This is a genomic window from Ruminococcus sp. Marseille-P328 (assembly GCF_964249465.1).
Classification (GTDB): domain Bacteria; phylum Bacillota; class Clostridia; order Lachnospirales; family Lachnospiraceae; genus Blautia_A; species Blautia_A faecis.
Window position 1 is genome coordinate 76,151 of sequence record NZ_CAXUBQ010000009.1, and the last position, 13,018, is coordinate 89,168.

9 protein-coding genes are annotated in these 13,018 nt (G+C 44.8%); 1 reads left to right on the top strand and 8 read right to left on the bottom strand.

The genetic code is table 11. From position 1 onward, the window contains the following. The 7 genes from ACESTK_RS08305 to ACESTK_RS08335 form a co-directional block, all read right to left on the bottom strand. On the bottom strand, positions 1 to 2,652 hold the full coding sequence (locus tag ACESTK_RS08305; protein ID WP_373119449.1) for a valine--tRNA ligase: 2,652 nt from the start codon (positions 2,650 to 2,652) through the stop codon (positions 1 to 3). Positions 2,653 to 3,093: 441 nt separating this feature from the next. Then, the gene (locus ACESTK_RS08310) at positions 3,094 to 7,164 is read right to left on the bottom strand and encodes an FtsX-like permease family protein (RefSeq protein ID WP_373119450.1); all 4,071 of its coding nucleotides are present in this window, start codon (positions 7,162 to 7,164) and stop codon (positions 3,094 to 3,096) included. A gap of 7 nt (positions 7,165 to 7,171) precedes the next feature. Beyond that, positions 7,172 to 7,888, bottom strand: coding sequence for an ABC transporter ATP-binding protein (locus ACESTK_RS08315; RefSeq protein WP_373119452.1), 717 nt, complete (start codon positions 7,886 to 7,888; stop codon positions 7,172 to 7,174). Between the two features lie 253 nt (positions 7,889 to 8,141). After that, positions 8,142 to 9,113, bottom strand: coding sequence for a hypothetical protein (locus ACESTK_RS08320; RefSeq protein WP_195477035.1), 972 nt, complete (start codon positions 9,111 to 9,113; stop codon positions 8,142 to 8,144). 141 nt (positions 9,114 to 9,254) lie between these two features. Continuing rightward, entirely contained in the window at positions 9,255 to 9,476 is a 222-nt protein-coding gene (locus ACESTK_RS08325; protein WP_308768394.1) for a CotH kinase family protein, read from the bottom strand. A gap of 213 nt (positions 9,477 to 9,689) precedes the next feature. Next, a complete protein-coding gene (locus ACESTK_RS08330) occupies positions 9,690 to 11,372 on the bottom strand; it encodes an EAL domain-containing protein (RefSeq protein ID WP_373119454.1) in 1,683 nt (560 codons plus the stop codon). A 66-nt stretch (positions 11,373 to 11,438) separates the two neighbouring features. Next, positions 11,439 to 11,609: a DUF6783 domain-containing protein gene (locus tag ACESTK_RS08335; protein ID WP_373119505.1), complete on the bottom strand. Its 171-nt coding sequence runs from the start codon at positions 11,607 to 11,609 to the stop codon at positions 11,439 to 11,441. On the opposite strand from ACESTK_RS08335, the gene ACESTK_RS08340 reads away from it, so the two are divergent. After that, on the top strand, positions 11,574 to 11,678 hold the full coding sequence (locus ACESTK_RS08340) for a hypothetical protein (RefSeq protein WP_373119508.1): 105 nt from the start codon (positions 11,574 to 11,576) through the stop codon (positions 11,676 to 11,678). The two genes, ACESTK_RS08335 and ACESTK_RS08340, sit on opposite strands and share 36 nt — an antisense overlap. A 17-nt stretch (positions 11,679 to 11,695) precedes the next feature. On the opposite strand, the gene ACESTK_RS08345 is transcribed toward ACESTK_RS08340, so the two are convergent. Further along, positions 11,696 to 13,000, bottom strand: coding sequence for an O-acetylhomoserine aminocarboxypropyltransferase/cysteine synthase family protein (locus tag ACESTK_RS08345; protein ID WP_118583257.1), 1,305 nt, complete (start codon positions 12,998 to 13,000; stop codon positions 11,696 to 11,698). Positions 13,001 to 13,018 lie beyond the last annotated feature (18 nt).

Below are 13,018 nucleotides of genomic sequence, written 5' to 3' on the forward strand. Positions count from 1 at the left end.
TTATCTCTTAAGCTGCTCAAGCTGTGTTTCAACCTTATCTTTCATCTCTTTGTACTTCGCAAGCTTCTCCTTCTCTGCATCAACCTTGGCAGCAGGAGCCTTATTTACGAAATTTGGATTATTCAGCATTCCCTCACAGCGGGCGATTTCCTTAGTCAGTCTCTCCTGCTCCTTTGTCAGTCTCTCAAGTTCTTTTTCCTTGTCAACAAGGTCTTCCAGAGGCATATAAACAACTGCATTGGAAACAACAACAGAAACTGCATCCTCACCGATACCAGTCTTATCCTGCTGAACATGGATTTCTTTTGCAAAAGCAAGATTTGCAAAGGATTTCTTGCTGTTCTCATACATCTGACAGATAGCAGCATCTTTTCCAACAATGATCAGATGTGTTTTTCTGTTCTGCGGAACATTCATGCTGGTTCTTGTGTTACGGATGCCACGGACAACTTCCTGGAAACTTCCGATTGCAAGCTCAGCCTCAGGAGAATTCCACTCGTCCTTATATACCGGCCAGTCAGAGATCATTATGGACTCTTCCTCCGGAAGCAGTGTGCAATAAATTTCCTCTGTGATAAATGGCATAAACGGATGAAGCAGCTTCAGTCCCTGGGTCAGCGCTGTGCGAAGTGTCCAGAGAGCCTCGTTTGCCGCCTTTGGATCCTCTTCTGCCTTCCACAGACGAACCTTGGCGATCTCAATGTACCAGTCGCAAAGCTCATCCCACAGGAAATCATAGATCTTCTGAACCGCAATACCCAGCTCATATTTTTCCATATTGTCGGTTACTTCTTTGATCACATTGTTCAGTCTGGAAAGGATCCATTTGTCCTCAGCGCAAAGAGAACCAATCTCCGGCTCCGTTACATCCTTTCCTTCCAGATTCATAAGAACGAAACGAGAAGCATTCCAGATCTTATTTGCAAAGTTACGGCTGGATTCTACACGCTCCCAGTAGAAACGCATATCGTTTCCAGGTGCATTACCAGTCATCAGAGTAAGACGAAGAGCATCTGCGCCGTACTTGTCGATTACTTCCAGCGGGTCAATACCATTTCCAAGGGATTTACTCATCTTGCGGCCCTGGGAATCTCTTACCAGACCATGGATCAGTACATGATGGAACGGTGTCTTGCCAGTCTGCTCAAGAGCAGAGAATACCATACGGATAACCCAGAAGAAAATAATGTCATATCCGGTTACCAGCACGTCTGTTGGATAGAAGTACTCCAGTTCCGGTGTCTTGTCCGGCCAGCCAAGTGTGGAGAATGGCCACAGAGCAGAGCTGAACCAGGTATCCAGAGTATCCTCGTCCTGATGAAGATGTGTGCATCCGCATTTCGGACATTTTTCCGGCATTTCTCTTGCAACTACAGTCTCACCGCACTCATCGCAGTAGTAAGCCGGGATTCTGTGTCCCCACCACAGCTGACGGGAAATACACCAGTCACGGATGTTCTCCAGCCAGTGAAGGTAAGTCTTGTCAAAACGCTCCGGGACGAATTTCAGATTTCCATCCTCAAGAGTCTTGATAGCAGCTTTTGCCATTTCATCCATCTTTACAAACCACTGAGGCTTGATCATCGGCTCTACAGTTGCATGGCAGCGGTCATGAGTTCCAACGCTGTGATTGTGCGGAACAACCTTTACCAGAAGACCAAGCTTGTCCAGATCCTCTACCATGGCTTTTCTTGCTTCGTAACGATCCATGCTGGCGTATTTACCACCCAGCTCATTGATGGTAGCATCATCATTCATGATGTTAATTTCCGGAAGGTTGTGTCTCTTTCCAACCTCGAAATCGTTAGGGTCATGTGCCGGTGTGATCTTTACGCATCCGGTACCAAATTCTTTATCAACATACTCATCGGCAATAACCGGGATCTCTCTGTCTGTGAGAGGAAGCTTCAGCATTTTGCCAACAATGTCTTTGTAACGGTCATCATCCGGGTTTACTGCAACTGCAGTATCTCCAAGAAGTGTTTCCGGACGTGTTGTTGCAATTTCCACGAATTTTCCTTCTTCTCCAACAACCGGGTAATTGATGTGCCAGAAAAATCCGTCCTGATCCTCATGCTCAACCTCTGCATCGGAAATGGAAGTCTGGCATACCGGACACCAGTTGATGATACGGGAACCTTTGTAGATGTAGCCTTTTTCATATAACTTGATGAAGACTTCCTGTACAGCCTTGGAGCATCCCTCATCCATGGTGAAGCGTTCTCGCTCCCAGTCTGCAGAAGCACCAAGCTTCTTCAGCTGGTTGATAATTTTTCCGCCGTACTCTTCTTTCCACTCCCAGGCATATTCCAGGAATTTCTCACGACCGATTTCTGCCTTGTCGATGCCTTCTTTTTTCAGTTTCTCAGTAACCTTAACCTCTGTAGCAATAGCTGCATGGTCAGTTCCCGGCTGCCACAGTGCTTCGTAGCCCTGCATTCTCTTGAAACGGATGAGAATGTCCTGCATAGTTTCATCAAGTGCATGTCCCATATGCAGCTGTCCGGTTACGTTTGGCGGCGGCATAACAATGGTAAATGGTTTCTTATCCGGGTTTACTTTTGCATGAAAATATCCGTTGTCCATCCATTTCTGGTAAAGACGTTCCTCGATTCCTTTTGGATCGTAGGTCTTTGCAAGTTCTTTGCTCATAATTTTCCTCCTAAAAAAAGAGCCCCTCACACAATTGTGTGAAGGGCGAAATTAACGCGGTACCACCTTCATTATGTGCAAAATGCAAAGTACTGTTTCCCTGAATTCATTTACAGTCTTCGCTCTGTTGTACACATATCTCTTTCCTGTAACGCTGGAATTGCGTGAAAACTTACTGCAGATATCACTGCCTGTTCAGTTTCCCGGCTCAGAAGCTACCTTCAGTGAATGCGGATCTCGAAATGTCTTCCACCACAGTTATCCCTGGACATTTCTCTCTGGGAGGGCATTTACTTACTCCTCTTCTTCAACGCTTTTCGCTGCAGCGGTCTGATCTCCTTGTAAATAGCCGGAAAAAGCCGCCACTTTTATGGATATAACTATAATTGCATTCTTCCGGCTTGTCAAGCTAATTTAAAAATTTCACAATTACAATAATTTTTATTCCACACTCTTTAAGGATTCCACCATATCAATGGTTTTCAGCTTAAAATGCATCACCCCATTCACCACAATGGAAAATATGCTTGTCAGAATTCCACTGTATAAAAAGCTCAGCGGCTTAATATTTCGTCCAAACATAACTGCATCTACCTCAACCGTAGTAATCACATACCTGTGAATGAGAATTCCAAACACTGCTCCAAACATAATTCCAAGCACTGTCAGGATCACGTTTTCCCGAAGCACATACTGGGAGACCTCTCCGTCATAGAAGCCAAGCACCTTCAAAGTTGCCAGTTCCCTCTGTCTTTCTGTAATATTGATATTATTCAGATTATACAATACCACAAAAGCCAGCATTCCTGCGGAAACGATCAGCACCAGGATCACCGCATCCAGAGTGCTCAGCATACGGTCAACCTGTGATGCCAGACTACTGGTATAACTGATGCTGAGAGCACCAGGATTAGCAAGGATCCGGGTTCCTGCCATTTCCAGATCATCCTTGCAGTCTTCCTGCATAGTAAACACAATGTTCTCATACTCCGGCATTTCCCCGAACGTCTGCTCATAAACCCTGGGCGTCATATAAAGGTAATGGCTCATATAATTCTCTGTGATCACAGCCACCCTCACCTTATATTCCTTATCTCCCTTTTTCAGGGGAATCATATCCCCCACCTTTAATCCCAGCAGGGATGCTGTTTTCTCGGAAATAGCAGCACCTTCGTCGGTAAGCTCATATGTTTCCCCGGTAATACGGTTCTTTAAGGTTACATCCCTTGCAAACTCACTCAGGCTCTCTGGCACAAACAGATAAATACTGATGTTGGAGCTGCCTTTCGGAGCACTGATCTTCGTCATCTGTACCCGATTGCAATGGGCGATTTGCTCATTTTCCTTCATGTATTCAAACAGCTCTGCATGTTCTTCCTCTGTAGCATCGCTGTCCTCAATCACCATTCCGTCATAATGCTGAAGCTCCCGGTACTGAATAGCGGCAATATCACTGATGGAATCCTGAATCCCAAAGCCAACCAGCATCAGTCCCATGCTTCCTGCAATTCCAAAGACCGTCATGATCAGGCGCTTCTTGTAACGGAAAAGATTTCGAATTGTGGACTTCCAGGAAAAGCTTAAATGCTTCCATATAAATGTGAGCCGCTCCAGCAATACCCGCTTGCCCTCTTTCGGAGCCGGTGGGCGCATAAGAGAGGCCGGTGTCTCCTGCAGCTCCTTTCCACTTGCAAAAAGAGTCGCTCCAACTGTACATACAACAGAGGCTGTGGAAGCGATCAATGCGAAGCCAGGCTGATAATCAATGGAAATGGTATTTGCCACATTGTGATACATAATCCCATAAGCAGTTATAATAATGTATGGAATGATTTTCTCTCCGATCAGCATTCCCAGCACACTGCCAAGAAGAGTTGCAAAAAATGCATAACAGATATATTTTGCTGCAATAGCAGACTTCTTATATCCCAATGCCTTCAAGGTACCGATCTGGGTTCGCTGCTCCTCCACCATACGAGTCATAGTGGTAAGACTGATCAATGCCGCTACCAGGAAAAAGATGACCGGGAAAACCTGACCGATGTTTCGAAGACGGTCTGCATTATCACCGTAATCCGTATATTCCGGAAGCTCCTCCCTATCTGTGACCATCCACTCCGGCATTTCCAGATCTTCCAGTTCCTTTTTCGCATCATCCAGCTTCTGCTGATTCTCGGCAATCTCATCCTCCGCATCTTTTTTGGCGTCTTCGTACTCTTTCTTTCCGTCTGCAAGGTCTTTCTCACCTTTTTTCAAGTCTTTAACCGCATCCTGAAGCTTTTTCTCATTGTCTGTAATCTCTTTTTCACCGTCTGCAAGCTTCTTCTCATTGTCTGCGATTTCTTTCTCACCATCGGCAAGCTTCGCCTCATTTTCTGCAATTTCTTGCTCTCCGGAAGTAAGCTTTGCCTCATTTTCCGCGATTTGCCGGGCACCGGAATTATACTGTTCCAGACCGGAAGCATACTGCGCTTCACTGTCATTCAGCTTTGCCACATTGGCATCCAATTCCGCCTGTCCGGCAGCCAGGGTCTCTGCATTGGAATCAATTTCTTTCTGGGCTTTATTCAGTTTTTTCTTTGCTGCCTTTAACTGCTTCTGACCTTTTTCCAGTTCCTGTTCCCCTGCCTCTATCTCAGCTTTCGAAGCAGCAAGAGTATTCTCCTGTTCCTGAATCTGAATCCATCCGGCGTCAATCTCTGCCTGACCTGCTGTTATCTGTTCCCGTCCAGCATTCAGCTCGCTTTCTTTCTGAGAAAGCTGGGAAAGTCCATCCTCGACTGCTGCAAGCCCGCTTTCCAACTCACTTCTGGTCGCTGCAAGCTGCTGCCGCTGACTCTCAATCTGCGCTTCACTTGCCTGAATCTGCTGGCTTACCGCCGCCTCCTGTTCTTCCAGTGCAGACACCTGAGCTGCCAGAATATCTATTTCCTCCTGGGAAGCATCCGGATTTTCCAGTGCTGCGTTGTAACTTGCGCGTACTATCTCAAGCTGACTCTGCAGCTCCGTCAGCTGAGCTTTTGCACTTTCCAAAGCACTTATTCCATCCTGAAGCTGTGCTTCTCCTGCTGATACCTGGGAAAGTCCATCTGTAATCTGCTGCTTCTGGGCATTTAACTGGGTTCTGGTACTTTCGATCTGCTGCTGTCCGGCAGTGATCTCCGCTTTTGACTGATCCAGTTCACTTTGCTTTGTTGTCAAAGTCTGCTTTGCGGCTTCTAACTGCTGCTCGCCTGCCTCAATCTGGGCTTTTCCATCTGCAAGTTTCGCTTTATTTTCATCTAAAGTCTTCTGATTTTCCTCTAATTCTGCCAGACCACTGGTTACCTGCTTCTGCGCGGAATCAAGCTGAGCCTGTCCGTCAGCAAGCTGGGCTTTTGCTGCATTTACCTGACTCCATCCATCATCCAGCTGGCTTCTGGCAGTGTCAAGCTGGCTTTTGCTGGAGGAAAGCTGACTCCTGGCAGATTCCAGCTGACTTTTTCCATCAGCAAGCTGCGCTTTTGCATCTTCTAACTGGTTTTTCCCATCAGTAAGCTCTGTCTTCGCATCTTCCAGCTGTTTTTTTCCATCGGCAAGCTCTGTTTTTGCGTCTTCTAACTGGGATTTTCCATCTTCATACTCTTTCCTGCCGTCTTCTAAATCCTTTTCACCTTTATCCAGCTCTTCTTTTGCGTCAGCAAGCTTTTCATCTGCCTCTTTTTTCCCATCGTCCAGCTTCTTCTGGGCATCATTGATTTTCTCCTGTGCATCCGCCTTCACAGCTGCAAGGCGGATCTGACAGCGATCATCTGCTATGTTTTCAACACGGTCTTTGATCTTGGCGATCAGATTCTCATAACCGTCTGTATAACTTGTAAGGCCCTTTGCACCATGAACGGTCACATAAATCTGCGTATAAATTTCCTGGTCAAAATCTTCTGGGAGCACATATCCAAATCCATTGACTTCACCAGTTCCAAGGGTGGTATTTCCTCTATTAAAGGAAATATAAAGAGGACTTCTTCCAGTTCCCACTACCGTATATTCTGTGGTCACAAGAACGGGGGAATCTCCTTCTTCACGCAAAGCCACCTTATCTCCTACCTTATATTCATTGGAAGAAGCAAATGTGCTATCCAGAAAAATCTCTCCACTTTTTTCCGGAAGGCGTCCCTCCTGCACATCCAGTTTATTCACTGTGTCATTTATGGATTCAATGTGAAGAACCTTCTGCTTCTGGCCTTCCCCGCACATCACATCGGTAGACCAGGCACCTTCTGCGGACTCGATGCCATCTATACTTTCTATGGAAGAAACATCATCAGATGTCAGGCCCATTGTGCCCACAACCTTGATATCCATCAGGCTGCTTTCGTCATAATAGGCATCTCCGGAATAGCGCATATCCGGCGAGGAAGCCTGAATACCGGAAAAGAAGGCCACTCCAAGAGCCACGATCAGAAGAATGGAGATAAACCTGGATTTGCTTTTTCGGATCTCCATCCAGAATTCTTTTCTTAATGCTTTCATCTCTCACCTACCACTCAATTTCTTCTACCGGGGTTGGGTGGGCATTCAAAGTCATCTGTGCCACCTTGCCGTTTTTTATTTTAATCACGCGATCTGCCATAGGCGTCAATGCAGAGTTATGAGTGATAACCACTACTGTCATCCCCTTCTGGCGGCACATATCCTGTAAAAGCTTGAGAATCGCCTTACCAGTCTGGTAATCCAGAGCGCCTGTTGGCTCATCGCAAAGGAGCATCTTCGGATTCTTGGCAAGAGCTCTTGCAATGGAAACTCTCTGCTGTTCACCGCCTGATAACTGGGCAGGAAAATTTCCAAGTCTGTCTTTCAGCCCCACCTCTTCCAAAACAGTTTTCGGATCCATGGGGTTCTTACAGATCTGTCCTGCCAGTTCTACGTTTTCCAAGGCTGTCAGATTGGGAACCAGATTATAAAACTGAAAAACAAATCCAATATCGTCCCTGCGGTAGCTGGTGAGCTGGCGGTTATTGTATTTCGCTATATTCCTTCCATCTACCCAGATCTGACCGCTGGTGGCAGTATCCATTCCGCCCAGAATATTCAGAACCGTAGTCTTGCCAGCACCACTGGGCCCTACGATCACGGCAAACTCGCCTTTAGCTATGTTAAAGCAGATCTCATCTACTGCGATTATTTTTACTTCTTTCGTTCCATAAATCTTAGAAACCTTTTCAAGGTGAATATAGTTTTCTGTGGTACCCTGCAATTTATCACACTCCTGTTTTTCAAATATATTTTAATTTTAGTATAGCATTGCAGGTTTTTTTGTTCAATCAGAGAAAGTATGAAATTTCTATAAAGATAACTATACGTTACTGGTCACGGAGTAAACAGTAACAACTATACCAATCGCGTAGGATATGAATTCAAGTGTGCAGTTATAAAAATTATAGTTATTTCAAAAACAGCCTCTGACTTTCCCAGTAAAAAAGTCAGAGGCTGTTTTTCTTTCCTGCTCATCAATTGCAGAATATATAATTACAATCTGCATATCCGTATTTCATAAGGCGTGGAGAATATACATACCAGTATTTATCTGAACTGGAATCAATTACTACCACAGTATCACCGGTATTCAGTTCACCAATCTCATTTGCCGCATCATATCCCATAGCGGATCGAAGAGCCAGATATCCGGTAGGCACTTTTACATACAAGGTAGCATATGCATTTCCACCCACCAGATAATCTTTGTTTACAAATCCATTGGTATCATATTTCGGGGAATACACATACCAGTACTGGGAATCACTTGTGTCCAGAAGCTGTACGGTATCGCCGGAATATAATTCCCCGATTTCATTGGAAGCATCATATGCCTTCATATTGCGAAGTGCCAGATAGCCCTTGGCTACACTGACCGTTCTTACTTCGCCAAAATAGCTGGAATCTGTATCCAGTCCCTCTTCTCTGTACAGGTACTCCTGGTTCACATATCCATAGCCGTCCAGTTTCGGGGAATACACATACCAGTACTGAGAATTGCTACTGTCGGAAACCCAGACGGTATCTCCCGAATAGAGCTCACCGATTTCATTAGATGCATCATATTCCGGTGCATTGCGAAGAGCCAGATATCCGGTGGAAACGCTTACGGTCCACATTGTATCATAGGAAGATACGGAAGATGTCACAGAATCCAGATAATCATTATTCACATATCCGAAATCGTCATACTTAGGAGAGTATACATACCAGTAACCAGTGGCGCCAGTGTAATCCATTACCTCCACCAGATCACCACTGTAAAGTTCTCCGATCTCATTACCGCTATTATAGGATGTATCTGTCCGAAGAGCCAGATATCCAGTAACAACATTCACACGGTAAGTATTACAGGAAGCCTCTGCCTCCTGCGTAGTTCCGGGAACTGAAAATGCAAGGGCTGCAGCTGCAAGAACAGGTATGCAAATCTTCTTCATTTTCGTCATAGAAAAATCCCCCTTCATATAGTCGTTGCTGTCCACCCCATGACCAGCAACATACAATTTTCTGAAAAAACACTTTTTTCATGTATTTATATATGAAAATTATAACGGATTAACCATGGCTTTTCAACTCCGTTTTTCTTATTATACACCACCTGACTCTGTTTTTTGTAATGCTTCATTTCCATCTTCTGTGCCATAATTGCGCAGCATAAAACTGTCCTCTACAGCTTCTTTCATATTGGTAGCGTCTGCATAATTATTATTCAGGATTAGCTTATCTAAACCATAGCAGGTCTGCCCTTTAATGTAATGATCAAATTCCAGTTTAAAGCTATACCGATCTGTATCGGGGTCACTTGCAATAGACGAAAGACTAGTACATCGCTTCGTAAATAACTATACCAATCACGTAGGATGTGGATTCGAGTGTGCAGGTATAAAAACGTAGGCGTAGCGGGCTACGCCGAGGCTTTTATACCTGTGCAATCGGATTCACAGACAAGTGAGTGGTATAGTTATTTCGAAAACGATGTACTAGTATTTCCCTTAGAGCGTATAAAAAAGCACTTATCAGAATTATTTTTTCAGACAACCGTAGCTGCCTGTCTTATCTTTCCCATTGAAATATTTCTTTGAAAATTCCTCCGCCGGACAGGGTTTGGAATAATAGTATCCCTGAAGCAATTCCGGCTTATAAGACTGGACAACGGAAAGGATTTCCTCATTCTCCACACCTTCCACACAAACCTTTATTCTGGTCTGCTTACTCAGATTCATAATATATTCCAGAATCGCCTGATCCATCTCATCATCCTGAATGGAACGGACAAAAGTATGATCGATCTTGATCCACTGTGGTTTCAGCTTGCGAAGCAATGCAATGGAAGAATACTCCGTGCCGAAATCATCCAGTGCCATATTGATCCCCATATTTTTAAAATATTCAAAATCATCCCGAAGGCCGTTGGGATCCGATACCTTACAGCTCTCTGTAAGCTCCAGGATCAGTTGCTTCTCCGGTGTGCCGGATTTTTCCACGATCCGTGTCACCATTTCTCTGAAGCCTTCCTGAAGTATCTGGATATAAGAAACATTCACGGAAATTACAAAATCAGGATTCTCCATGCGCCACAGTGCCGCCTGGGCAAGTGCCTTATTCAAAAGCCACTCTCCCACCTGTCGGATGGTTCCGTCTTCCTCCAGGATCGGAATAAATTCCATTGGGGAAACCAGGGTTCCATCTGGCAGATAAAAACGCATCAGAGTCTCAGCACCATAAACATCCTGAGTCTCTCCGTTCACCAGAGGCTGATATACCAGTGCAAACCCTCTGCAATTATTGGCAACAGACTCACGGAGCACTTCCTGCAGTCGGAATTTCTCCACCGTTTTTCTGTGCATTTGTCCGGAAAACTGCGCAATGCTGCCACGTCCCACTTTCTTTGCCTGCTCAAGGGCGTATTCCACATTTGCATGCAAAGTCTCGAAATCCTCTGCATCCTGCGGAAAAAAGGCCACTCCGCAAGAAATTGTCAACTGGATCTCCAGATTCATCTCCCTGGGGACTTCCACTGAAAATTTCTGCATTTCCTGGTAGATCCGTTCAAGTGCATTCTCGGATTTCTCAGTGGTAATACAATAGAATTTACCTCCTGGTCCTCGATAGAAAATAACGCCCTCCAGACTCTGACATTTCTGTCCCAAACGCTGCAGCACCTCATCTCCTACCAGATACCCAAGAATATCATTGATTCTCTGAAGTCTGTCCACATCAAAAAGAAGAACAGCACCTTCCATTCCATGACTGATAAATGCCGGAAGCTGCTTCTTCAGCTCATGAAACGTATATAAACCAGTGGGCTGGTCAAACTTGGCATTCACACCAAGATTCATCATCGTGCCAACAAAAAGGCCAAGGCTTCCATCCGCATTCCGCTCCACAATTCCCTGGCACCTTACCCATACATATTTCCCATATTTATTTAAAGCCCGGTATTCACAATTATGCCGGTTGCTTTTCCCCTCAAAAATGCGACCGATATCCTCCAGAAAAATATGCTGATCCGCAGGATGGATATGCTGTACCCATTCCTTCGCCGTATTCTCTATAAATTCTCCCGGCAGATTGAAGTAATCCACACTTGGCTTAGACCATCTGGAAAAATCGCGTTCCAGGTCGGCTATATAAATGTACATATTATCTGAAGTCTGAGACAGAGCATCAAATATATGGCTGTCAAAATTAGAGATATCTATCACACAAAACCACTACCTTCCCTTTTCCCCTAATACATCAATATTTTACCATACTTTGCACAATTCTGTCTACAAATTTTGACAATTCTGCACATAAAATGTTAATAAAGTATAAAAAGAAGAATAAATAATACAAACATTTTTATGATAATCTGTAACCATTACGCGGATGCCAGAGCCTGTCTGAAAAATCATTCCCCCAATCTGCACGCCCCGCTTTGCGGTATATTTTGCCCGAATTCGACTGTTACAGCCCCCAAAAAAGGTACCATATCTCCCATTTCAGGAGATATGGTACCTTTTACATAAATGAAGCTCTTTTTTAATCATTTTACTGCTTCAAATGCTGCATCCAGAGCTGCGATCAGGTCTTCCACTTTCTCAATACCGATGGAAAGACGGATTGTGTTTGGTTTGATGCCCTGGTCAAGAAGCTCTTCCTCTGTGCACTGGCTGTGTGTGGTTGTTGCAGGATGGATCACAAGGGATTTTACATCTGCAACATTTGCAAGCAATGAGAAGATTGCAAGGTTATCAATAAACTTCTGAGCGGTCTGTGCATCACCCTTGATCTCAAATGTAAAGATGGAACCGCCGCCGTTTGGAAGGTATTTCTTATAAAGATAATGACTTGGCTCACTCTCCAGTGATGGATGATGAACAGCTTCTACCTGTGGATGTTTAGACAGGTAATCTACGATTTTCAGGGCGTTGCTTACGTGACGCTCCACTCTTAAGGAAAGAGTTTCCAGTCCCTGTAAGAACAAAAATGCATGGAATGGAGAAAGGGTAGCTCCTGTATCACGAAGGATGATTGCACGAATATAAGTTACAAATGCTGCCGGAGCGGTTGCCTCTGCAAAGGAAATTCCATGATAGCTTGGGTTCGGCTCAGAAATCCACGGGAATTTGCCGGATGCTTTCCAGTCGAAGTTGCCGCTGTCTACGATCACGCCACCGATTGCAGTTCCATGGCCTCCGATGAATTTGGTTGCGGAATGAACGACGATATCTGCACCATACTCAATCGGGCGAACCAGGTAAGGAGTTGCAAATGTAGAATCAACTACAAGAGGAATGTTATGTTTGTGCGCAATTTTTGCAACTTCTTCAATATCAATCAGGTTGGAGTTCGGATTTCCAAGGGTCTCAATAAAGATTGCTTTTGTGTTTTCCTGGATTGCAGCTTCGAAAGAGCCTTCTGCATCCGGATCTACAAATGTTGCGGTGATGCCGCTGGTCTGCGGAAGAGTATGTGCCAGAAGGTTGTATGTTCCGCCGTAGATGGTCTTGGAAGCTACAATGTGCTCACCTGTTTTTGCAAGTGCCTGGAATGTATAATTGATAGCTGCTGCACCGGAAGCAACTGCAAGCGCTGCAACTCCGCCTTCAAGAGCAGCAATTCTCTGCTCGAAAACATCCTCTGTAGGGTTGGTAAGTCTTCCATAAATATTTCCGGCATCGCGAAGTCCGAAACGGTCAGCTGCATGCTGTGAGTTATGGAATACATAAGATGTAGAAGCGTAGATTGGAACAGCTCTTGCATCTGTTACTGGATCTGCTTTCTCCTGTCCAATGTGTAACTGTTTTGTTTCAAATCCCCAGTTTTTAGAATCTCTGATATCTGCCATTTTTCTTTCCTCCGTATG